The following is a 21,858-nucleotide window of genomic DNA, read 5'->3' on the forward strand; positions in this document are numbered from 1 at the left end:
AGGTTAGCGGTTCGGGAAAAATACAGTCGTTTCAAGAATCTGGCGCGGTATATTATCTGTCCGGGTAATCGGATCAGCATCCAGTACCAGATAGCTGCGGGTACCATCGACTCGGGCTGCATCGCTGAACGCTTTGGTCAGGATAGCAATACGGACAGCTGTAACGTCGGCCAGAGTGGCGAGGTCGGCGCTGACATAACGACTGGCATTGGTGTTGCTTGCGCCCGGGTCGGTATACAGCACCTGAAAGGATTCGATCCCGGAGGCAATCGTCTGTACACCGTCTCCGAGAATGGTGTCAGAACCGGCATCATTTTCCAGATAGCTGGCACAGCGCAAGACATCGTCATATTCATCATCAGTACCACCGCTGGTATCCAGTGCAACCCAGTACACATCAACGATCACTGAACCCGAAGCAACGCCCGCCCCTGCCAGGTCGACACCGCTACAGGTTGTCTGGTCCCAGGTATTCGCCGTTGAATCTTCAAAGGTGCGGCGGATGGCCAGTCGGTCACCGGCCTGATCTGTGGATTCCCAGTTGCAGTCCGCATTGGCGGCTGGAGGTATCAGGGTGGCATCGCTGCAAAGGTCGGCAACGGGTTGAATGGCCTCACCAAACAGGTCTGGGTTGAATCCTCCGTGGCGAACCTGCTTGGATAGCCAGGTGAGGGTGAAGCGGGCACTCTCTTGCACTTGTGACATGCCATCAATACGGTTAGATGCACGGTTGGAGCCGACCATTAATTGCATCACAGCCAGACCGATAATGATCGAGATAATCCCAGCGATCATTAACTCGATCAGTGTCATGCCCTGCTGTTTTATCGGTAACGTTTTCACAAGTCGATCTCCGTTGAAAGAGAGTCGGTACGGTTGGTAATGTCGCCTTCGTTCAGATAGTTGGTGCTGCCATCATCCAGGGTACCTGAGGTTCTGACATCCCAGGTTATCGTGATTTGCACCTGGGTTGACGAAGCACCGACGCCGAGTCCGGCCTGTACATCAACAACGAGGGAAGGCGGTGCAAGAAAGTCGGCATTACCGGCGCGGGTAATATCAGAGTCTGTTACCGATACATCAGAAGGGCAGGCCACGTCCCATAAATCAAACGCCGCCATTTGAGCGCCGCTGCAATTGGCGCTGGCCTTGCGTGAAGTGCCATCGTGATAGTAGGCACACATGGTCGGGCGAGCGGCGCAGCTGACTGCCGCTGCGCCAGTGTCATAACTGGCAACGGCATCCTGATTGGCCATGATACGGTTGGTCAGGTCATCGATCATCCAGGCCGCCAGGGAGCGACTGGTCGAATCCTGGGCTGAACGGTCAGACTCCAGCAACAGAGCCACCAGTCCAACCAGCCCGACGGTGGTAATGGCGACAGTCACCAGAATTTCTATCAGGCTGAAACCTTTTGTGGCGGATATGCTCCGCTTGCTTTGGATCAACATGCACTCTCCGATCGAATGATCTGACCAATCGCCAGTATTTCTATGCGGTATACCCTGTTTCCGCTGCAGCCGGTAATCTTGATGGTCAAGGCTCCGACGGCGGTTGCGCGACCGGCGCCATTGAAGGATAAAAGCCCGGAACCCATGGAGGATGCCGTGATGGTACCGTCGCTGGAATCCAGGCTGGCCTGGCGCAGGATGGTATTGGATGTGGCCTCGCGGACCTCCCAGCCATTGCTCCAGCTGCCGGATTTGGGCTGAACATTAACTGTCAGCTTGTAATTGGCGGCATGGCTGCGGGCATACTGAATGTCGGTATGCAGCTGTCGGGCAATCCGGTCGGCAGTCTGGTTATTCAGGTAACGAGTCATGGAAGGGGTGCCCACCGCAGCCAGAATGGCGAATACCGCGATGGTGATCATCAGTTCGATCAGGGTAAGCCCTGCCACTGGTCCCCTTGCTGATACTGCAACCCGTCTGGCCTGAATCATTGTTCCAATTCCCTCCAGAAGGTTTGTTCAACCGGGTCTGATGCGCCCAGGGCATCAACGGTAGTGGTGCCATTGACGATAGTGGGCTTGGAAGTGATGACGGTGCTGTCCTGATCTTCTTCCTCATCATCTTCATCAACGGGCTGTGCAGTTTCCTGGTACACAACAACCGGGGTGTCCTGGATACCGGGGAAGTTGGATTCAATCTCATCCTTGTAGACCGAGAGTTCACCGGCGGTGTACTGCAATGACAGGACGTACAGGGTGCTCTGGCCGGTATCTGGCTCACAACCGGAACGATAAGCCTCATCCGTTGGCTGATAACTGTTGATATAGCTGTAGTAATTTAATGAGATGGCATTGGAAAGTACTTTTTCGCCACTGCCTGACAAGTCGAGGTAGACCCCGTTCTTGAGATCGTCGGTATCGGCTGTTGCGATATCGTCGTAATCAACCAGATCATCCTGCGTTAGCGCTGTGTACGTTTCCGGTGCCGCATCTACATCAAAATCGTTGATGATATAGATACGGTCCTTGGTGATGGTGTTTAACGGGTGCGCCCGGTAACCAGAGCCGATGACCAGCTGGTAGCGACTGGCGGCGTAACTGTAACCGGTGGTTTTATCCAGAAAAGTATCCCGTGACGAGTAAGTCAGATCCGGTGTGGCGAAAAACCGGACGTTATTGATTTCGGTCTCGTCATTACCCAGGTCGGCAATCATGCCGCCGGTTGCAAAAGTAGAGGCATTATTGGACAGGCTGTCTTCCTGGGCGAAGTCTATACGCCAGATACGACCACCGAGGTCTGCGGCATACATAGTGTCAACATCGCCATCGCCATCGTTATCGGCAGGTACCAGATCACCAACTATGCCACTGGTCATATCACTCAGCCTCAGATTGCCGCTGGATTTCGAGGCTTTCCAGAGCAGCTCTCCAGTAGTCGGGTCAACCATATAAATGGCGTTACCCATGCTGTGGGCGGTGCGCTTGGTATAGTCGTCTTCAGCCTCGTCATAACCACCGGCAAAGACCAGTACATCGGTTTGCTCACCTTTCCACAGTACGGTAATTGGCAGCATCTTGGACCAGGTTTGTCCCAGCTCAGCAAAATCACCGCTGCCGCCTTCAATGGTCCAGGCCAGTGTTGGGGCATCAAGATCACTGACGTCGAGTGCGTAATAGTTTCGTCCGCCACGGCGCATGCCGCTGTACAGATATGCTTTTTCTCCAGAGTCGACGATATTGTTGCTGTTACTGTCGATGTGATATTTGGAGATATACCCATCCATACCGTAGGTCCGATCAGGACTTTGGTCAAAATAGGCATAAGCGCTTTCAAACAGATCCGAAGGAATAAAGGCAAAGTATTCTTCAGGATTATCCTCATCGGTGTTAAATGCGTGCAGATAGCCCGAGTTGGTACCAACAAACAGCGCGGTTTTGCTGCTGCTGCCGGAACTGTAGGACATCAATACCGGGCGGCTGTGCAGGGCGTCTTCGATTTCCCGTCGTGGAGTAGTGCTGGATGAGTCGGGGTCGTAGCCAGCCAGCCAGAGGATAAAGTCGGATTTTTCGTCATCCGGTACGACGCTCGGCAGATTGTCCGGTAGTGACGTATTGCTGCTGCTGATACGGTTGTCCGTCGTGCTGATGCTGCTTCCTGCGATATCGGTCATGATACGGCGGCTGCCAGGATCAGACAGGCGACGGGCGATCCCTCCCTTGGTGACGGTTTCGCCATCCGGAGCATCTTCATCCAGGGTCCAGTAGCTGCGGGCATTGTCAGAAAAGTAGCCGGTGGATGAGTCGATGGCAAGATCGCCATCAACGTCCATGATGTCACCGCTGCTGTCGAGCCGGTAGCGTTTGATATTGCCGGTCCAGTCTGCAGCAGTGGATGGACTGAAGACGGAATAATACAGCTGGTCGAGATGCTCCAGGCTGTTATAGGCGTTGACCGCCACGGCAGGGGCGGCAAAGGTACCGGAGGTTTTGGAGATGTTTTCAAAAACCTTGACCAGCGCCAGGCGCAGGGAGTCTGAATCGGAACCACTACCGGCAACACCGCCACCGTAAGAGGCCATATCATCGAGTCGTTCCTGGGTGCTGCCGGCGACAAAACCACCAATCGTGTGCACATAAATCGGCTGACGGCCACTGAAGTCATCGCTGTTGTCGGCGTTATACAGGTAATAGGCCAGTTCTTCGGCGCAACCACCGTCACCGGTGCAAGAGGAGCTGAAGTCATCGTCATTGGGGAAATCGGCACTGGGCAGTTCGGTCAGTAATGATCTCACCTTGGAGTTGATACTGGTGTCGTAGTAAGGCGCACCGTCACTGAAAATCACCACGTGGTTGGTTTGGCATTCTTCGGTGATGGGCGAGATATAATTGCCGTTACCATCGTGGGTATCATCCAGGTTCAGGTACTCGGTACAGACCAGAATGGTTTCTGTGGCAGGTTCACTGTCATCCCCTGAATCATCGCCATCATCATCTTCAGAAGAGGAAGCGGTATAGGAAATATAGTCGGATTCACTGATGCCGTAAGTTTTGATCAGAGCGTTTTGAAACCAGCTGTCCAGGTCGTCCCATGGTGTATAAGCCCCGGTGTCTGTATCAACCACATATGGCCATCTCCAGGTATCCATTACCATAAACCAGGCGGGTTCACTGGCTTCGTACTCCGACTGGGTTACGCCGTAGCTATCCAGTAAGGTTCCCTTGTAGTTTTTATGGACCTTGTTCCAGGAGTTCCAGTCAGTGTTGTTGTTTTTCAGATAGTAGTCTTCGATGGCCCAGGTATCATCACCGGCCATCATTTGAAACCACCAGAGGCTGGTATCAACACTGCCAGAAGATGAGCTGGAGCTACCGCTGGAACCAGAGCCGGTAACAGCGATTTCCTGTTCTTCCCAGACCATACACAAATCGGAGTTGGCGGTGGTGGTTTTGCCGTATTTCATGGCATCGCCACGGAGGTAGGCCGCCGCTTCATAAACACTTTCTGTAATCGGGGTGGCACCACCGGGAGAGTAGGAATCGAGAATATCCTCGACCATGCTACGGACGCCTTCAGCATCAATCGATAACATCGGGCTACTCATCCAGGCACCCTCGGAGCTGGAACTGTTGAAGCGGAACAAGGAGAGGTTGATACCGGTTGTGCTGTTGATCACCTCAATCGCGGCATCCCGAACCACATCCAGGCGAGAGCCGGCATAAGAACCGTCTTCGTAGACGCTGCTGCCCATACTGCCCGAGGTATCCATGATAAAGACCACATTCGGCGCTGTGGTGGTGGTGGTCTGAACGTAAATTTCGGTGTCGTCGGCCAGGACCGGACGATGACTGAACAGCCCCAGGGCGATCAGTGTTAGCCAGTAGAGTTTCATAAGAAGGCTCCTCAGTGTTCGCCCGGCGCATGGCCGCCAAAGTTAATGTAGTCCACCAGTTTTTGCTGGCGGTCGATGCCGATAAAAATAACCGGGATGTTCTTGCGCAGGTAAATCTCAGATGCCCGGCTGAGGTCAATGGCTTGTTCATATTCAAACAAGGCGGTATCGGCTTTCAGGGCAATACTTTCAGCCTGACATTCATCACACAGCTTGACGGTGATGGCGGCACTGGAAAAGGTGATCAGATCTTGCGGCGGTACATGAAATTCAGCATGTCGCATCAGGTTGGGAGAGACCGCCAGGCTGATCGGGCTGAACAATAACAGCAGGGAGAACAAGCTAATAAGTCGGGTATTCATGATAATCCTCGCGAATGTCGTTACTGAGCCGAAGCACCAATTCTTTTTATGCCAACCTGCTGGGTCGACGAAATATTGCCGCTTGAACTGGCCGTTGTAGCCGTTAATACAAATGGATAGGCAGAGCTGGCTGATCCGGACGAGCCTTCGGTATTTTTCAGATTCGGTGTGCTGGTGTCAGTCTGTGCAATCTGGTCGGAAGGGTAGGTAATCAGCACGGTGGTGGCGGCGACGCCGGTGAGTAAATCCACCTCCGGGGTCTGCCAGCCAAAATCGGAATAGGCATTGATGTATTCGGAGTTGTATTGCAGGTCGCTTTCCTCCACACCGTCATTAATCTGTGCCTCGATATTGGCATTTTGTCGGGTGATCAAATCGGTTAGCAGGGTACCACCGGAGTTTCCCAGGTTTTTTACGGCTCGGCTAAGGTGGCTATAAGAGGCTGCAAAGGTCTGTTTTTCAACATTCATACTGGTCACCATGCGTACTTGCGTGGTGGATTGTTGCATGGCTACGGTGGCGCCAATGGTAATCGCAGTGAGTACCCCCAAGCTAACCAGAAGGGTTGACCCTCGTTGCCGGGATGGTTGTGTGGTCCAGTGAATGTGCATGATAAATCTCCGCCGACGTACTGATTGTAGGACAGTACCTGTTGCGACCCTGTGAGGCCCAGAGATGCTGGACTAACGGAGTAGTGAAGACGACAAATGGTATCTGGCCCTGGCCTGGTGTCGGTGAGGTTTCAGCGACACGATACGTCTTGGCCGTTGGCCAGCTCGACGCGATCATTGTTGTTGGCGTCGATGCCCGGTCGCAAACGGCCGATGCGCGAGAGAATAAAAGCGGCGCTTTTGTACTGGCCGTCGGGCATGGTGCGGCAATAACCGAAAGAGCCGTTGTAGCCGCCAGCAAATCCAGTGGCGCTGAAGGCGATGGCAATACGGTTGTAGCTGCGCAGCACGGTGTCATCGGCGGCGGGGATACGCTGCAACACCTGGTCGTCATCATCCAGTGTGCGGTTACGCTCACGGTCAGAAAACAGGGTTAATTCGCCATTCCAGAGTGAACTGCAGCGCTTGCTGCTGTCGAGCGGGCATAACGTATGGGAGGTCTGTGTCAGGATGGCGCGAGTTCGGGCGCTGGCAATGGCCATATGAATCCGGGAAATATCCCGATCCGCGAGTTGTTGCTGGATAATATGGGTCGCGGCAGGAGTAATGGTCACGCTACTGATCGCCAGGACGGCGATCACGACCATCAGTTCGGTCAAGGTCATTCCGTGTGCAAACCGTGTCATGGCCTGTCCTCCCTGACTGGCTATTGCGATGGGTTTGCTGGTTATCTTAGCGAGGATCCGGCTTTTGTCACTCAGGCAGATGGCTTAGTGATACCGGTTGTTACTCATGCCATCGACTGATCACGGTTTAATCAATATCAAGCTTTTTGCAACGGTAACGTAATGCCCGAAAACTGATACCCAGTTTCTCGGCTGCCGCTGTCTTGTTCCAGCGAGTCGCTTCCAGTGCCTGGGTAATGGCATTACGTTCGATATTTTCGAGGTAGGCTTCCAGATTACTGGTTTCTATCGCCGCCGCCGGGTCGATGGCGGGCATCAATAGCGTGCTGGGAGTGGTAGTGACCTGATCGGGCAGGTTCAGGTCAGCCTGGCTGATTTCATCTCCTTCCGCCATGGTAACGGCGCGTTGGAGAATATTCTCCAGCTCTCGGACATTGCCGGGGTAGTGGTACTGGATCAGGGCTGTCATGGCCTTCTGATCGATGCTGGCTTCCGGCATACCCCATTCGCTGCTGTATTTGCGAATAAAGTGGCCAACGAGGGTGGGGATGTCTTCCTGTCGTTCTGACAAGCGTGGCACGGCAATCTGGATCACATCGAGGCGGAAAAACAAATCCTGGCGGAAACGCTCCTGCTCGACCAATTGGGCGAGGTCTTTATGGCTGGCACTGAGAATCCGTACATCGATAGGGATCTCGTGCTCACTGCCAACGGCACGGGTGGCTTTTTCCTGGATTACCCGTAACAGCTTGGCTTGCATTTCAATGGGCAATTCGGCCACTTCATCGAGAAACAGGGTGCCACCTTCCGCGGCTTTGAAAAAACCGTCCTTGTCAGCACTGGCGCCGGTAAATGCCCCGCGTTTGTGACCAAAAAATTCACTTTCCATCAGGTCTTTCGGGATCGCACCGCAGTTAACCGGAATAAACGGGCTATCGGCGCGGGAGCTTTGATGGTGAATCAGTCGAGCGACCAGCTCCTTGCCGGTACCGGATTCGCCATGGATAAAAACCGGTGCCTGGGTGCGGGCGACTTTCTGGATTTTTTCCTTGAGTGCCATCATCGCCGTGGAGCGTCCCAGCAACGCATCACTGGATGGCAGCGACTCCAGATGCACTGGCACCCGGGTCAGTTGCAGGGCGGCGGCAACCAGTTCACGCAGGCGAGTAATATCGAGGGGCTTGGCGACGACATCAAAGGCGCCGGCTTTCAGGGCTTCAACTGCCATGTCCATGCTGCCGTACGCGGTAATCATGGCGACTGGCATATCGCTATAACGGGCGTGACAGAGCTGGATGATCTCGAGGCCGTTGCCATCCGGCAGTTTCATGTCGGTGACGCAGAAATGGTATGGGCGTTCGCTGAGTAATGACAGTGCTTCACTGACGTTGGCAGCCTGGTAACACTCCATGTCCATACGACTGAGGGTCAGGGCGATCAGTTGGCGGATATCCGGTTCATCGTCGATGATCAGGGCGGAGTATTTTTTCATAGGGTTAAGTCCGTTCTCAATGTCAGGCGGAAACAGGAACCCGCCCGGATACGATGATACTGGATGTTGGCCTGATTGGCTTCGCACAACTCACGACAGAGATAAAGCCCCAGGCCGGTGCCGTTATGCTCGGTGGTAAAAAAAGGCTCGAACAGTTGTTCGATTTTGTCGTCGGCGATACCCGTGCCGTTGTCCATCACATCCAGTGACATACGGTTGTGACTCTGGGGTTTGGCCGAAAGCATCAGGCGGGCATCATTGGGCTGCTGTTTGAGGGCATAACGCAAACCGTTGGCGCAGAGGTTATGCAGAATCTGCTGCAGATGATCCGGGTCAAAGGCGATTTGCTGCTGATCGTGGCAATGGATAAACAGCTGGAACGGCTGCTCCCTGTGCATCCCGATAAACTGCTCACGAAAGTGCTCCAGCCAGGGTTTCAGGCGCAAGACCTCAATCGAGGGCTGGCGTTTGCGACTGAGCTGCAAGATATCTTCGACGGTACGATTGATTCGCATACAATGCTGTTCAATAACCTGGCTGAGATACAGCTCTTCTTCTTTCAGGTAAGGGGTTTCCGCCAACAGTTGGCTGGCCTGACGTAACGCGCTGAGCGGATTGCGTATTTCGTGGGCAATACTGGCGGTCAGGCGCCCGAGAGAAGCCAGTTTCAATTGTTGTGCTGTTGCTGCGATACGGGACTGGTCTTCGATAAACAGCAAGTAGTCGCCAGGCAAGGAATCTGGCAACAGCATTTTACTGACCTGCAGGGACTCCCCCCGCAGTGTCAGTGCGTGTTTGCGGCCGGGGTCATCCAGCACGGTTAGCAATGGTGCCGGCAACTCTTCGTCATCGCTGATATTAAGCCAGCGTTGTGCTTGTTGGTTAAAAAACAGGATTTGGTTGTCGCGATCACAGGCAATGATACCGTTGGGCAAGTCAGCCAATGCCTGCCAGCTGATATTCTGCAGGCGGCGCAACCGTACCGATTGGTCACTGGCCAGTTCCAGGGCACTGTTCAGTCGCCGGGACAGTGCCTGGGTCAGGGCCGCCAACAAAAAGCACAAAAAGCCGTAAATGCCAGAATTGACCAACTCACCCGTTTGATAACGTTCCGGCCAGAAATGCTGAATCACCATAATGGCCAGCGTGGTCCAGGCGGCGACCGCAAAGCCGAGGACTCCCGGGGCTAGCAAGTTGGCGATCACCACACAAAGCAGGATCAGACTGGAAAACCCGGTATCGAGCCCGCCGGAGGCAAACATCAGTATCGATAGCAGAGCGGTTTCGAGGAAAAAATAGCTGGTTGCCAGTTGAACATGGGGCCCCAGGCTGGCAATGGCAACAAAACTGGCGGCGATTACAACATACAGTACCGTCGCTACCAGGCTGATATAAGGGGCATCATGGCCAATCAGGGTAGCGTCATCGACGGTATGAGCCGCCATAATCAACAAGGCCAGCAATAATGAATAGTAGCTGTATATTTGCAGCAGTCGTTTGCCGTTGACGACCAGATCACTCACGTTGGATGGCATGTTAACTGTCCTGTTGCCTGCTGGTGTTCATAAGGTCGGGCGTTAATGTGTTTGCCTAACTTGCAGAATTTCCAGACAATACCGCGGAAAAACAGCATAAGGTAACGCGACAGCATGACAGAGTCACTCCACATCGCCATGGCGCAATGCAACTTTCTGGTTGGCGATATTACCGGCAACTGCGATCAGATGCTCAGCCAAGTGGACGCCGCCCGTCAGCGCGGCGCTGATCTTATCCTGTTTTCTGAGCTGGCGCTGACCGGTTACCCGCCAGAAGATCTGTTGCTGCGACCCAGTTTGCAGCCACGTGTCGAAGCCGCCATACAACGCCTGGCCGACGCCAGCCAGGACATCGCCATAGTAGCGGGTTTTCCATGGCGGCAAGATGGGCAACTCTATAATTGCGCCGGTGTGTGGCATCAGGGGATATCGCTGGGGCGTTACGCCAAACAATGTTTGCCAAACTATCAGGTGTTTGACGAAAAACGCTACTTCAGTGTTGGTGATCAGCCGTTGGTGGTGACCATTGCCGGTGTTGCACTGGGATTAACGATTTGTGAAGACATCTGGTTTACCGGGCCAGCCGAGCAAAGTGTGGCTGCAGGTGCCGAACTGATTCTTAACCTGAACGCTTCGCCGTTCCATATTGGCAAACACCACGAACGCCAGGGCATCCTGCGCGAGCATATCAGCCGTCTGGGGGTGCCAATTGTGTACGTCAATCAGGTCGGTGGACAAGATGAGCTGGTGTTTGATGGTGCCTCGTTTGCGATGGACGCAGAAGGGCGCAATGTGGCTCAGTTACCGGCGTACCAGGAAGCCATGGCGGATATCCGCTTTGTTGATGGTACCTTGCAGGGAATGGATAGCGCACCGCTGCCGGAAGCCCATCATCATGAACTGGCCAGTCTCTACGACGCACTGGTGCTGGGGGTGCGTGACTACGTCAATAAAAACCACTTCAAGGGCGTGATTCTGGGATTGTCGGGCGGTATTGACTCAGCCCTGACGCTGGCGATTGCGGTAGATGCCCTGGGTGCTGACCGGGTGCAGGCCGTCATGATGCCCTTTACCTATACCTCGGGCATGAGCAAGGAAGACGCAGCCCGGCAGGCAGAGGTAATGGGGGTCCGTTATCAGTCGTTATCGATTGCCCCTATCTACGAACAGTTTATGAACACCCTGGCACCGGACTTTGCCGGCTTGCCTGTTGATACGACGGAAGAAAACCTGCAAGCCCGTTGCCGCGGTGTCCTGCTGATGGCGCTGTCAAACAAAACCGGATACATGGTGCTGACTACCGGAAACAAGAGTGAAATGGCCGTCGGATACGCCACCCTGTATGGCGATATGGCAGGTGGTTACGGGGCCTTGAAGGATGTTTATAAAACACGGGTGTTTGCGCTGGCACACTACCGCAATACCATCGGCGATGGCGAAGTGATCCCACAACGGGTGATCGACCGTCCACCGTCTGCAGAATTGGCCCCGGATCAGAAAGACGAAGACAGTCTGCCACCTTATCCGGTGCTGGATACCATTCTGGAACAGTACATCGAACAGGACATGAGCGCCGAAGCCATTATTGCCAGTGGCTTTGATCGTGAGGATGTGATGCGGGTACTGCGGCTGGTGGACGTTAACGAATACAAGCGTCGCCAGGCTCCGGTCGGAGTACGGGTTACTCCGCGAGGCTTCGGTCGTGACCGCCGTTACCCGATCACCAGTGGCTGGCGCGCCGGTATCTGATTGGCGTCCTGCCATGGTCGTCGCTATGGCAGGATGGGAACATGAGCAGACTGGCTGCTCATGTGATCGCTGCCTGTTCAGGTTGGCGGATTTACTTGCTCAGACCAAAGGTAATGATTTCCAGCCAGCTGCGACGATCCGTCTCAGCCAGACCGCTGGTTATAAATTCACCATCCTGCAGTTGTGAATGGTCAGGAAAATTGTACTTCAGCAAGGCCAGTGAGCGATCGGCTTCCTTGTCCATCGACAGCTCCCGGTAAGCTTCCGTCATAATAACCAGACCATCGGCAACCGCTGTGGTGCCAGGGTAGTCTGAGACCACTTTATTGGCCCGGTTGGCTGCGGCGATAAAGGCGTGGCGTTTCATGTAATAGCGTGCAACACCAATATCGTGGCTGGCCAGTCGTTCACGCAGATAGACCATGCGCGCCCGGGCATCTGCGGTGTAAGGGCTGTCCGGAAAGCGGGTTAATAATTCAGAAAAATACTGGAACGCATCGCGCAGTGGCGTCGGGTCCCGTTGGGCGACATCGTTGGACAAGCGTCGCTCGACCATGGTGAAGCCCATTTCATAGGTTGTCAGTGCGCGAATGTAATAGGCATAGTCGATCTGGGGGTGCAGCGGATGCAAGCGAATAAACCGCTCTGCCATTTCGAGGGCAGATTCCAGATCACTGGTTTTGAAATAAACGTAAATCAGCTCCAGCTGGGCCTGTTCGGCATACTCACCAAAAGGGTATTGGGATTCGAGGGCCTTGAGTTTTTCAATGGCAAGCACATTGCTGTCCTTGTCCAGTGCGGCTCGGGCTTCCTGATACAATTGTTGCTCGGTCTGTTCTCTGGGTTTGTCCGGATTTCCGGAGCAGGCGACCATCAGGACAGATAATAAAATCAACAGCCAGCGGCACGTCATGGAGCGCATTCCTAATTGTGGATATACTTCAGTAAAGCGCGGTATTAAAACACAGTCCCGACACAGCCCCAACCAATTGGCGGCGCAGAGGTCTGGTACCGTATCGACCCTCTCCGATTTGGCAAACTATGACCAATCAGATTTCTATCAGTACCCAGGTACCCTTCGACCAGGGCAACAAACGACTAGACCAGGTAGCGGCACAACTGTTCCCTGATTATTCCCGTTCACGACTGCAGCAATGGATCAAGGACGGCCAGCTGACCGTTGATGGCAAGCTCTGGCGTGGCCGGGACAAACTCACTGGCGGCGAAACCCTCGCGCTGGAAGCTGAATTGTCACCGGAAGGTGATTGGCTGCCGGAGGCGATGGATCTCGATATCGTCTACGAAGACGATCATATTCTGGTGCTCAACAAACAAGCCGATCTGGTAGTGCACCCTGCCGCCGGCAATCGCGAAGGCACCTTGCTGAATGGCCTGCTGCACCATTGCCCGGAACTGGCCAATATTCCACGGGCAGGGATTGTGCATCGGCTCGACAAGGACACCACCGGATTGATGGTGGTGGCCAAGACCCTGCAAGCCCAGGCTCACCTGGTGGCGCAGCTGCAAGACCGCACCATGGGACGGGAGTACGAAGCGGTTGTACAAGGGTATATGACCGGTGGCGGCAAGGTGGACGAGCCGATTGGCCGACACGGTACCCAGCGTACCCGTATGGCCGTCAATCCGGTTGGCAAAGACGCGGTAACCCATTACCGGGTGCTGCATAAATTTCCGACCCACACCCATATTCGCTGCAAGCTGGAAACCGGCCGGACACACCAGATCCGGGTGCATATGACGCATATCGGTCATCCGCTGGTTGGTGATGCCACCTACGCTGCCCGTACGCGTCTGACCAAGGGTATTGGTTCTTCCCTGCGCAGCCTGTTGCAGAGTTTTCCCCGTCAGGCGTTACATGCCAAGGCGCTGGGGCTATTGCATCCGGTAGAACAGGAATGGATGGAATGGGAAGTTGATCTGCCCGATGACATCATCGAACTGCTGGAAATGCTGGAGGAAGACCGGCGTGACGCGCACAACCGTTGAGCTGATCCGTCCGGACTGGTCTTTACCTGACGGGGTACAGATCGCTTTCAGTACCCGGCGTCTGTTGTGCGGTGACGGGTCTGCATCGCCGTGGCAGGGGGCCAACCTCGGGCTGCACGTAGGTGATGACCGACAGCAGGTACTGCGGCACCGCTTGTCGCTGATCCGGCAACTACCGGGCCTGCAGTCGATTCAGTGGCTGGATCAGGTGCATGGCAATCGTTGCGTACAGGCCTGTGGCAGCGATGTGCTGCTGCGCGCCGACGCCAGCTGGAGTGCAGAAGCCGGTATGGCCTGTGCGGTCATGACGGCAGATTGTTTGCCGCTGTTGCTGGTCAGCGACGATGGTTTGCAGGTTGCCGCCGCCCATGCCGGTTGGCGTGGTCTGGCGGGAGGTGTGCTGGAGCAGACCCTGGCTTGTTTCCGTCGACCGGTGATCGCCATGCTGGGGCCGGCCATTGGGCCGACGGCGTTTGAAGTGGGGCCAGAGGTAAAGGCTTGCTTTGCGGATGCGCCGGCAGATTGTTTTGTAGCCGGTGCGGGGGATCGTTATTTCGCTGATCTGTATGGCCTGGCCCGCTGGCGTTTGCAGCAGGCCGGAGTTGAGCGGGTATTGGGAGGCGACTGGTGTACTTTCAGTGAGCCGCAGCGTTTCTATTCCTATCGCCGGGATGGCCAGACCGGACGCCAGGCCAGTCTGATCTGGCGCGAATAAAGCGCTGTCGTGTTTCCGGGATCTGTGAGCAGTGCCCAGCGCGGACGGTGTTTTCCGTTACTGGCAATAATCCGCCATGATTTTACGGGCCTTATCCTGTTCCCGTTGCCGTTCGGCATCACTTAACGGGCGGAATTCACCGGTTTCGGCATCCTTGAAACGACGGCTGTAATTGCTGCTGAGCTGGTTCATGTATTGCTGGCCCTGCTGGCAGCGGCTGTCAGCCTCTTCTTTGGATACTTTGGGCTTGCCTGCGTCGGGGTCTGGTTGTTGCGCTTCGTTTTCCGGCTTGCCATTGGCTGGTGCTGCGGCATCGGCAACCTGACCGGCTTCAGGGCGTGACACCTGGACCTCATAGGCTTCGGCCTTGACCTGCTGGTCCCGCGGCGGTTGAGAGCCGAAGTGTACCTGGCCATTGGCGTCCGTCCAGCGATAGACCTGCGCTTGTAACGGGCTGGATAACAATATGGTTAGCAGTAGCGCTGATGTTGAAAATAGATATTTCATAAAAACCTGATAAATCAACAGAACCGGGATGCAGCGAACACTATGGCAACGGGGGAATAAGTCAAGGAAACAGCCGCAATTCCGGAATGCTGCGACCCGCGTGTTCTCTGGACAAACGGCGCTATGCTGCTAAAATTGCAGCGCTTTTGCCGGATTGAACAGTCAACACCCCTGTACTGGACTCTGGCAGTCATGGCCTCTGGATCAGAGTTATCCTCCGATTCGGTTCCAACCCGCCGTTTATGACCAGATTGCGGGACCTTGATGAGCAACTACAAGTTATTCATCCTCACCGGGATCAATCCACCTTCAGGGTGTGATGATGTTGATCCTGCAATTTTTATATCACTCATGCTCTGACAAGAGCCTGTGCAAGAGGATAGTACGGTGGAATTACTTTCCGGCGGAGAGATGTTGGTTCGTGCCCTGCACGAAGCAGGCGTTGAATACATTTACGGTTATCCGGGCGGCTCACTGCTGCACATTTACGACGCAGTCTACAAACAAAGTGCCGTGAAACATGTCCTGGTCCGCCACGAGCAAGCGGCGGCCCATATGGCAGATGGTTATGCACGTGCAACCGGCAAGGCCGGTGTGGTCATGGTGACCTCTGGCCCTGGTGCTACAAACACGATTACCGGTATCGCGACAGCGTTTACCGACTCCATTCCAATGGTCGTCATTTCTGGTCAGGTGATGAGTCATTTGGTGGGCGACGATGCCTTTCAGGAAACCGACATGCTGGGTGTTTCACGCCCGGTAGTGAAGCACAGCTTCAGCGTTCGTCGGCCAGAAGAAATTCCGGAGCTGATCGCCAAGGCGTTTTATATTGCCAATACCGGCCGCCCAGGGCCTGTACTGATTGATATTCCAAAAGACATGACCATGCCGAATGAACGTTACGAATACGTTTATCCGAAAAAGGTCAAGTTGCGCTCCTACACGCCCCCTCAGCGTGGTCACTCCGGCCAGATCAAAAAGGCTGTTGAGTTGCTGCTGGCGGCCAAGCGTCCGGTGGTATACAGCGGCGGCGGCGTCATTATCGATGGCAGCTCCGACAAACTGCGGGCCTTGGTCGACCGTCTGGATTTCCCATGCACCAGTACCCTGATGGGGCTGGGTGGTTATCCCGGTACCGGTGAGCGTTTCCTCGGCATGCTGGGTATGCACGGCACCTACGAAGCCAACGTGGTGATGCACCATGCGGATGTTATTCTGGCGGTTGGTGCGCGCTTTGACGACCGTGTCACCAATGCGACCAACAAGTTTTGCCCGGATGCGAAGATCATTCATATCGATATCGACCCATCGTCGATTTCCAAAACGATCACTGCCGATGTACCGATCGTTGGGCCAGTGGGTACCGTGCTGGACGAAATGACCGCGTTGCTGGACGAAGCCGGAGAAACTCCCGACGCCGATGCGCTTGCCTCCTGGTGGAAACAGATCAACGACTGGCGTCCACGTCATGGCATGCGTTACGAGAAAAACGACAACGGCCTGATGAAACCCCAGGAAGTGATCGAAGCGCTGTGGACTGCGACCAAGGGCGATGCCTACGTTACCTCTGATGTTGGTCAGCACCAGATGTTTGCTGCCCAGTACTACAAGTTCGACAAGCCGAATCGCTGGATCAACTCTGGCGGTCTGGGCACCATGGGCTTTGGTTTTCCGGCTGCGATGGGCGTGAAAATGAACTTCCCGGATCACGAAGTGGTATGTGTTACCGGTGAAGGTTCGATCCAGATGAACATTCAGGAAATGTCGACCTGCCTGCAGTACGGTATTCCGGTCAAGATCATCTGCCTGAACAATGGTTCTCTGGGTATGGTGCGTCAGTGGCAGGATATGAACTACGAAGGGCGTCACTCCAATTCCTACATGAAATCGCTGCCGGACTTTGTCAAGCTGGCAGCAGCCTATGGCCATGTCGGTATTCAGGTGAAAAGCCGTGACGAGTTGCCGCAAGCGCTGGACGATGCTCTGAACAAGTACAAGGATCGTCTGGTCTTCCTTGACGTCGCTGTTGATCCGGAAGAACACGTTTATCCAATGCAGGTGCCTTTGGGTTCCATGCGCGACATGTGGCTGAGCAAGACGGAGCGTACCTGAGATGATGCGACATATAATTTCTATCCTGCTGGAAAACGAACCAGGTGCCTTGTCACGGGTGGTCGGACTGTTCGCCCAGCGTGGCTACAACATTGAAACCCTGACGGTTGCACCGACGGAAGATCCGACGCTGTCGCGTCTGACCATGACCACACACTGTGATGATCGCAAGATCGAACAGATCACCAAGCAGCTCAACAAGCTGATTGAAGTGGTCAAGCTGGTGGACCTGTCTGAAGGTCAGCATATCGAACGTGAGCTGATGCTGATCAAGGTGAAAGCGGTAGGAGCCCAGCGTGCAGAAATCAAGCGGACGGCGGATATCTTCCGTGGCCAGATCGTGGATGTATCTCCGTGTGTGTACACCATTCAGCTGACAGGGGCGACTGACAAACTGGAAGCCTTTATCGATGCGATTGGGTCTGCTGCGGTTCTGGAAACCGTGCGGACAGGGGTATCCGGTATTTCTCGTGGCGAGAAAGTCCTGAGCCTGTAATGATCCCGGCCACCTTCCCGAGAGGAGGTGATCGATACAAAAAACCCGTTGCCGATATTTTTTGGCAACGGGTTTTTTAATGACCGACGGATAGTGGCTCGGCAAGCCGGTCAGTGCTGTCTGGACGGTGGCTGTGGTCTAGTCGCGACCGAAGCTGGCATCCGACTGGCGTAGCAGCGCTTGTAATGGCTCAAACAGCGCAGGGGTCACAAGCATGATATTACTGCTGACCAACTGTGGATTGGTGCTGTCTGGCAGGGGATGAATATGCCCGAGTCGGGCACCGGCTTCGCGGGCAATCAATTGTGCTGCGGCGCAGTCCCAGATTTTAACGTTTTCGTAGTAACCATCGAGGCGGCCACAGGCGACCCAGCACATATCGAGGGCGGCGGCACCGACCCGGCGCAGATCGGCACAGTGCTTGAGCACTTGTCCAAAACGACCGATCAGGTAATCAAGATCATCTTTCTGATAAGGAAAGCCGGTACCAATCAGGGCGCGGTTTAACTCGGTTTTGCCGGAGCAGTGAATCGGCTGGTTATTCATACAAGCACCCTGGCCTTCGAGAGCATGGAACGTTTCTCCCTGAAACGGGCTATGCACTACCGCAGCCCGGGCCTTGCCTTGGTGGTAATAAGCAATCGAGACAGCCACCTGGTGCTGGCCATGGGCGTAATTGACGGTGCCATCGATCGGATCAATGATCCAGAGATGCTCGCACTCGGTGCTGTTTTCCGGCCCCAGTTCTTCCGATAACAAATGATGATCCGGAAAGGCAGCCAGAATGCCGTTACTGATCAACTGGTCAGCGGCGACGTCGGCCTGGGTAACCAATTCAGCACCGTCGTATTTGAAATTGATCTGCAGGTCATTACGCAGTTGGGCAATGGTATCACCGGCCTGTTGCGCCAGTGACAGTGCCAGATCGAGCATGGGTTGATAATTCATGGTGCATGATTCCTGTCGGCGAGTAAGGGCTGAATCGTTCAGCGATTAAATGCAACCCTGGTTACAGTTCGTTGTTAACAAACTGTATCCAGATATCGAGGGCATCGATCACGGCCGTGCTCATCATTGGCTGGGCTGCGGTGGCAGGATGAATGCCGTCAGCCTGCATCAACTCTGGCTGCGTGGCGATGCCTTCCAGCAAAAAGGGGAGTAACAGGGTTTCTTGCTGATTGGCGAGTTCGCTGTAAATATTGGCAAAGCCTTCGGTATAACGGCTGCCGTAATTGGGGGGTATCTGCATACCCAGTAACATCACCATAATACCCTCATGCTCTGCCATGGTGATCATCCGTTCCAGATTGCTGCGAATGACACTGAGTGACGTACCGCGCAGGCCATCGTTGCCACCAAGTTCGATAATCAGCAGGTCTGGCTGATGGCTTTGTATCAGCGCAGGCAAACGCGCCACACCGCCCTGGGTGGTGTCGCCACTGATACTGGCATTAACTACCGTGACGTGTGGAACACGTTGCTGCAACTGTTGTTGGAACAGAGTGACCCATCCCTGTTGAACCGGCACGCCAAATCCGGCACTAATACTATCTCCAATGACCAGGACGACCGGATTCTTGCTGTGACCGGTGTCTATTGGCTCAGCCCATGACGGCAGGCCGGTCAAGACGACCAGCCCCACTAACAGGATTTTGATACCAGCCATGCGTGATAACAGTGACATATCGCTTAGTCCCCTTGAAAAATCGACATCGTCCTTTGTGGCTGGTGGTAGCCACAGTCCAGCTCTGAGTTAACCTGTGTTGGCAAAACAGTGCAAGCAAGAGGACAACCGCTGACCCTGTTAAAGGGGTCGGTTTCTCTGCAAGAGGAAAAGTGGAAGTCGGTACCAGTCTGGCGATGGTGGGCACCTCGGGCAGTGACAAGCCGACGCTGTTAGGGATTATGGCCGGGTTGGGTTTCCCCTCTGTTGGCGAGCTGTCACTGCTCGGACACCGCGGTATTTTCCAACATGGTTGTCCGGTAAATTATTAGTCAGGCCGCTTATGCAGTGATGTCGAATCACTATCATGTGGCGCTGTTTGTTGATATTCAGCAGGGGAAGAACCGGAACGATATGGGGCTACTGCGCTGGCATTGGCTGTTCAAGGGCAATGTACTGTTACAACGGTTTGCTCGGGCAGACATGGCTGCAGCCGCCAGAAACACTGGATCACACATCTGTTCGTCGTCGAATAAATCACGTGAAAACCGCAGTAAAAGCCAATGCCGTCAATCGATAATGCCCTGACCTTCTGCTATTGATTGGCCATCAGAAACAACATTCACCAGCGGGTATCCCGATGCCATTGAATGACTGTCTGGTATTGGTGGATGCAACCGGAGGGATGATTTGCGGCGATAAACGCGGTGCGATGAACGAAGAATTATCGCCAAAACTCAGTCGAATTGACCTGGATGAAAGCCAGTGATCTGATAGCTTGATTAAAAGTATGACACACCTTTTTTCCAATATTCTGGTAAATTTTGTAGAGGTACCTTCATTAGCACCACACCTGCCGGTATCAGTTCGTTGGGCATTTGAGTTATCCGGGCGATTTCAGTGAATTTTAAAACTCTCTTATAAAAAAAATCATTTTCAGGATTGACTGCTATAACAATCTCTTCATAGTCTTTTTTAATGATAATCTGTATCGCTTGCTTTACAAGCTGTTTTATCAAACTGTTCTTTGACCTGTAGTCCGGGTGTGTGCAAATACGCCAAACATTACAAATATTGCTGTTGTTTTTACGTATCTGTGTCATTTCTTTGGGAAAGTATTTATCAGCAGGTGCGCCCATATGAACATCTCTTGAAACACTGATTGTCCCCACTATTTTATCGTCTTCTTTGACGAATATTACATCACTATTGTACAGATCCTCTAGTTGAGGATACATATTGATAATTCCGGATGCTTGGGCAGGTATGGTGTTTTCTGACACTAGGCAATCATGATACAGTTTTTGTACCAAATAGCGTTCTTGATCAGTTTCTACTAATTTGAATTTCATATGGAGTAATATAATTGTGATTGAAGGATTTTGTTTGTATTGGCCGGGTTCTCTAATCTCAAAAAACACTATCGCTTATCAAAATAATGCCCCATTATATCTAGAATGGAACGCTTGCGATTGGTTATGGACCACTTGATTTCATTACGTGTTTTGTCTTCTATCAAGCCCGGATCAATGTTCATTCTGATTTTTTCATCTAATTGAGGTAGTTGATTCCAGGATACCCAAGGAAAAAAATGATGCGGAATATGGCGGTTGAAGTTTAGCAAGAAAAAATTTGACCAGACTGGAACATGCTTGCATGAATGAGACACCAAGTATTGCTTAGAAAAATGCAACGGTTTGTCTTCCTTGTCTAATAGTGGTGTTTCTGCATGATGTGGTAAATTAACGAGCTCTTCGAGATAGAACAATAATATAAGTGCGGGAATATACCAAAATAATGCCGTTACCAAGAGAGAGGAACTAAACAGTATTATTAGTGCTAACAGGTATAAAGAAAAATAAATAACAGAATACTTTCGCTCTTTTTTTAGTGACAGGGAATTATAATTTTTATGTATATCTTGAAATGGATCTCGCCAAAGGCCGATTCTGTCATTTAGTACAAATAATGGTATCCAATATTTCCAGACAAATTCTAGTTTTCTGGACATTTTGTCAGAAAGGACGGAGAAGAAATCGATCGCTCTTTTGTTGGCAGGGTCGAGAGTCGGATGCCCTGTATAACGGTGATGTAATACGTGTGATCGTTTTCTTGACAAATAAGGCATAAAAATCAACCAACTAAATAAATGTCCTAAAAAATCATTGGTTGTGATTTTCCTGGTTAAAGTATTGTGTGTGGCTTCGTGTTGGAATAAATATGCGTGTAATAAAACTGTGGTCAGAAAAAACCAGGATAATATTATGTAAACCCCTTTTAGTTGAAAGAGGTAGAAAGAGAGTCCAAGCAAAATAAAATCGCATATCCAGATGAATAGTGTTGCACTGGAAAAACCTTTTCGCGGGAATTGCTCTCTTATTGTATTCCAGTGCGATTTTTTCATAATATATACTTTGAATCAGATTCAAAAATCACGATAACCCATGCTTCAGTGTTTTTCAAGGCAGTAGTCACCTAAATATCACCTGAAACTATTAAGCGGCATCTTTGTATTATTCTGGCTTTTCTCGTTCTCAGGCTCCTGCATGATAATGTATAAATGGTATTTTTTTATTGAGCAAT

22 protein-coding genes are annotated in these 21,858 nt (G+C 52.9%); 7 read left to right on the forward strand and 15 right to left on the reverse strand.

The window, feature by feature from the left end; translation table 11 throughout:
* Window positions 1-3 precede the first annotated feature (3 nt).
* From Q4551_RS03050 to Q4551_RS03090, 9 genes are all read right to left on the reverse strand, one after another.
* The gene (locus tag Q4551_RS03050; protein ID WP_303431737.1) at window positions 4-843 is read right to left on the reverse strand and encodes a PilW family protein; all 840 of its coding nucleotides are present in this window, start codon (window positions 841-843) and stop codon (window positions 4-6) included.
* Window positions 840-1,451, reverse strand: coding sequence for a prepilin-type N-terminal cleavage/methylation domain-containing protein (locus Q4551_RS03055; protein ID WP_303431738.1), 612 nt, complete (start codon window positions 1,449-1,451; stop codon window positions 840-842). The genes Q4551_RS03050 and Q4551_RS03055 overlap by 4 nt, the downstream gene beginning before the upstream one ends.
* Entirely contained in the window at window positions 1,445-1,942 is a 498-nt protein-coding gene (locus tag Q4551_RS03060; protein WP_303431739.1) for a GspH/FimT family pseudopilin, read from the reverse strand. Before Q4551_RS03060 ends, Q4551_RS03055 begins: the two co-directional genes overlap by 7 nt.
* On the reverse strand, window positions 1,939-5,340 hold the full coding sequence (locus Q4551_RS03065; RefSeq protein WP_303431740.1) for a PilC/PilY family type IV pilus protein: 3,402 nt from the start codon (window positions 5,338-5,340) through the stop codon (window positions 1,939-1,941). Before Q4551_RS03065 ends, Q4551_RS03060 begins: the two co-directional genes overlap by 4 nt.
* 11 nt (window positions 5,341-5,351) lie before the next feature.
* Entirely contained in the window at window positions 5,352-5,702 is a 351-nt protein-coding gene (locus tag Q4551_RS03070; RefSeq protein ID WP_303431741.1) for a hypothetical protein, read from the reverse strand.
* Between the two features lie 20 nt (window positions 5,703-5,722).
* Window positions 5,723-6,313 (reverse strand): hypothetical protein, encoded by a 591-nt coding sequence (locus tag Q4551_RS03075; protein ID WP_303431742.1) that lies wholly within the window; start codon window positions 6,311-6,313, stop codon window positions 5,723-5,725.
* 131 nt (window positions 6,314-6,444) lie between these two features.
* Window positions 6,445-6,999: a GspH/FimT family pseudopilin gene (locus Q4551_RS03080; protein WP_303431743.1), complete on the reverse strand. Its 555-nt coding sequence runs from the start codon at window positions 6,997-6,999 to the stop codon at window positions 6,445-6,447.
* A 127-nt stretch (window positions 7,000-7,126) separates the two neighbouring features.
* On the reverse strand, window positions 7,127-8,491 hold the full coding sequence (locus tag Q4551_RS03085; RefSeq protein WP_303431744.1) for a sigma-54 dependent transcriptional regulator: 1,365 nt from the start codon (window positions 8,489-8,491) through the stop codon (window positions 7,127-7,129).
* Window positions 8,488-10,026, reverse strand: coding sequence for a PAS domain-containing sensor histidine kinase (locus tag Q4551_RS03090; protein WP_303431745.1), 1,539 nt, complete (start codon window positions 10,024-10,026; stop codon window positions 8,488-8,490). Before Q4551_RS03090 ends, Q4551_RS03085 begins: the two co-directional genes overlap by 4 nt.
* A 114-nt stretch (window positions 10,027-10,140) precedes the next feature.
* Between Q4551_RS03090 and Q4551_RS03095 the strand changes: the two genes are divergently transcribed.
* Window positions 10,141-11,775: an NAD+ synthase gene (locus Q4551_RS03095; RefSeq protein WP_303431746.1), complete on the forward strand. Its 1,635-nt coding sequence runs from the start codon at window positions 10,141-10,143 to the stop codon at window positions 11,773-11,775.
* A 91-nt stretch (window positions 11,776-11,866) separates the two neighbouring features.
* Here Q4551_RS03095 and Q4551_RS03100 read toward each other — a convergent pair whose 3' ends face one another.
* The gene (locus Q4551_RS03100; RefSeq protein WP_303431747.1) at window positions 11,867-12,688 is read right to left on the reverse strand and encodes an outer membrane protein assembly factor BamD; all 822 of its coding nucleotides are present in this window, start codon (window positions 12,686-12,688) and stop codon (window positions 11,867-11,869) included.
* A gap of 128 nt (window positions 12,689-12,816) precedes the next feature.
* Between Q4551_RS03100 and rluD the strand changes: the two genes are divergently transcribed.
* Both rluD and pgeF read left to right on the forward strand, forming a co-directional pair.
* The gene (gene rluD, locus Q4551_RS03105; protein WP_303431748.1) at window positions 12,817-13,782 is read left to right on the forward strand and encodes a 23S rRNA pseudouridine(1911/1915/1917) synthase RluD; all 966 of its coding nucleotides are present in this window, start codon (window positions 12,817-12,819) and stop codon (window positions 13,780-13,782) included.
* The gene (gene pgeF, locus Q4551_RS03110; RefSeq protein ID WP_303431749.1) at window positions 13,763-14,497 is read left to right on the forward strand and encodes a peptidoglycan editing factor PgeF; all 735 of its coding nucleotides are present in this window, start codon (window positions 13,763-13,765) and stop codon (window positions 14,495-14,497) included. Before rluD ends, pgeF begins: the two co-directional genes overlap by 20 nt.
* 57 nt (window positions 14,498-14,554) lie before the next feature.
* Here pgeF and Q4551_RS03115 read toward each other — a convergent pair whose 3' ends face one another.
* Window positions 14,555-15,004, reverse strand: coding sequence for a DUF4124 domain-containing protein (locus tag Q4551_RS03115; protein WP_303431750.1), 450 nt, complete (start codon window positions 15,002-15,004; stop codon window positions 14,555-14,557).
* 387 nt (window positions 15,005-15,391) lie between these two features.
* On the opposite strand from Q4551_RS03115, the gene Q4551_RS03120 reads away from it, so the two are divergent.
* Together Q4551_RS03120 and ilvN are read left to right on the forward strand one after the other, a co-directional pair.
* Window positions 15,392-17,116 carry an acetolactate synthase 3 large subunit gene (locus Q4551_RS03120; protein WP_303431751.1) on the forward strand — a complete coding sequence of 575 codons (1,725 nt, stop codon included), beginning with the start codon at window positions 15,392-15,394 and terminating at the stop codon, window positions 17,114-17,116.
* A gap of 4 nt (window positions 17,117-17,120) precedes the next feature.
* On the forward strand, window positions 17,121-17,612 hold the full coding sequence (ilvN, locus tag Q4551_RS03125) for an acetolactate synthase small subunit (protein WP_303431904.1): 492 nt from the start codon (window positions 17,121-17,123) through the stop codon (window positions 17,610-17,612).
* Window positions 17,613-17,750: 138 nt separating this feature from the next.
* Here the strand turns inward: ilvN and Q4551_RS03130 are convergent, their stop codons facing one another.
* On the reverse strand, window positions 17,751-18,560 hold the full coding sequence (locus Q4551_RS03130; protein ID WP_303431752.1) for an inositol monophosphatase family protein: 810 nt from the start codon (window positions 18,558-18,560) through the stop codon (window positions 17,751-17,753).
* 61 nt (window positions 18,561-18,621) lie between these two features.
* Window positions 18,622-19,296, reverse strand: coding sequence for an arylesterase (locus tag Q4551_RS03135; protein ID WP_303431753.1), 675 nt, complete (start codon window positions 19,294-19,296; stop codon window positions 18,622-18,624).
* Between the two features lie 152 nt (window positions 19,297-19,448).
* Here Q4551_RS03135 and Q4551_RS03140 point away from each other — a divergent pair, with 152 nt between their 5' ends.
* The gene (locus Q4551_RS03140) at window positions 19,449-19,607 is read left to right on the forward strand and encodes a hypothetical protein (protein WP_303431754.1); all 159 of its coding nucleotides are present in this window, start codon (window positions 19,449-19,451) and stop codon (window positions 19,605-19,607) included.
* A 308-nt stretch (window positions 19,608-19,915) separates the two neighbouring features.
* Window positions 19,916-20,044: a hypothetical protein gene (locus Q4551_RS03145; protein WP_303431755.1), complete on the forward strand. Its 129-nt coding sequence runs from the start codon at window positions 19,916-19,918 to the stop codon at window positions 20,042-20,044.
* Between the two features lie 13 nt (window positions 20,045-20,057).
* Here the strand turns inward: Q4551_RS03145 and Q4551_RS03150 are convergent, their stop codons facing one another.
* Entirely contained in the window at window positions 20,058-20,696 is a 639-nt protein-coding gene (locus Q4551_RS03150; RefSeq protein ID WP_303431756.1) for a GNAT family N-acetyltransferase, read from the reverse strand.
* Complete coding sequence (locus Q4551_RS03155; RefSeq protein ID WP_303431757.1) at window positions 20,696-21,679, reverse strand: fatty acid desaturase; 984 nt, start codon at window positions 21,677-21,679, stop codon at window positions 20,696-20,698. The genes Q4551_RS03150 and Q4551_RS03155 overlap by 1 nt, the downstream gene beginning before the upstream one ends.
* Window positions 21,680-21,858: the final 179 nt, after the last annotated feature.

Source organism: Oceanobacter sp. 5_MG-2023 (assembly GCF_030548165.1).
GTDB lineage: Bacteria > Pseudomonadota > Gammaproteobacteria > Pseudomonadales > Oceanobacteraceae > Oceanobacter.

Coding starts and splice junctions, on each gene's coding strand:
- Q4551_RS03055 (WP_303431738.1), bottom strand. CDS start 1,451: ATGTTGATCCAAAGCAAGCGGAGCATATCCGCCACAAAAGGTTTCAGC.
- Q4551_RS03060 (WP_303431739.1), bottom strand. CDS start 1,942: ATGATTCAGGCCAGACGGGTTGCAGTATCAGCAAGGGGACCAGTGGCA.
- Q4551_RS03065 (WP_303431740.1), bottom strand. CDS start 5,340: ATGAAACTCTACTGGCTAACACTGATCGCCCTGGGGCTGTTCAGTCAT.
- Q4551_RS03070 (WP_303431741.1), bottom strand. CDS start 5,702: ATGAATACCCGACTTATTAGCTTGTTCTCCCTGCTGTTATTGTTCAGC.
- Q4551_RS03075 (WP_303431742.1), bottom strand. CDS start 6,313: ATGCACATTCACTGGACCACACAACCATCCCGGCAACGAGGGTCAACC.
- Q4551_RS03080 (WP_303431743.1), bottom strand. CDS start 6,999: ATGACACGGTTTGCACACGGAATGACCTTGACCGAACTGATGGTCGTG.
- Q4551_RS03085 (WP_303431744.1), bottom strand. CDS start 8,491: ATGAAAAAATACTCCGCCCTGATCATCGACGATGAACCGGATATCCGC.
- Q4551_RS03090 (WP_303431745.1), bottom strand. CDS start 10,026: ATGCCATCCAACGTGAGTGATCTGGTCGTCAACGGCAAACGACTGCTG.
- Q4551_RS03095 (WP_303431746.1), top strand. CDS start 10,141: ATGACAGAGTCACTCCACATCGCCATGGCGCAATGCAACTTTCTGGTT.
- Q4551_RS03100 (WP_303431747.1), bottom strand. CDS start 12,688: ATGACGTGCCGCTGGCTGTTGATTTTATTATCTGTCCTGATGGTCGCC.
- rluD (WP_303431748.1), top strand. CDS start 12,817: ATGACCAATCAGATTTCTATCAGTACCCAGGTACCCTTCGACCAGGGC.
- Q4551_RS03115 (WP_303431750.1), bottom strand. CDS start 15,004: ATGAAATATCTATTTTCAACATCAGCGCTACTGCTAACCATATTGTTA.
- ilvN (WP_303431904.1), top strand. CDS start 17,121: ATGCGACATATAATTTCTATCCTGCTGGAAAACGAACCAGGTGCCTTG.
- Q4551_RS03130 (WP_303431752.1), bottom strand. CDS start 18,560: ATGAATTATCAACCCATGCTCGATCTGGCACTGTCACTGGCGCAACAG.
- Q4551_RS03135 (WP_303431753.1), bottom strand. CDS start 19,296: ATGTCACTGTTATCACGCATGGCTGGTATCAAAATCCTGTTAGTGGGG.
- Q4551_RS03145 (WP_303431755.1), top strand. CDS start 19,916: ATGCCATTGAATGACTGTCTGGTATTGGTGGATGCAACCGGAGGGATG.
- Q4551_RS03155 (WP_303431757.1), bottom strand. CDS start 21,679: ATGAAAAAATCGCACTGGAATACAATAAGAGAGCAATTCCCGCGAAAA.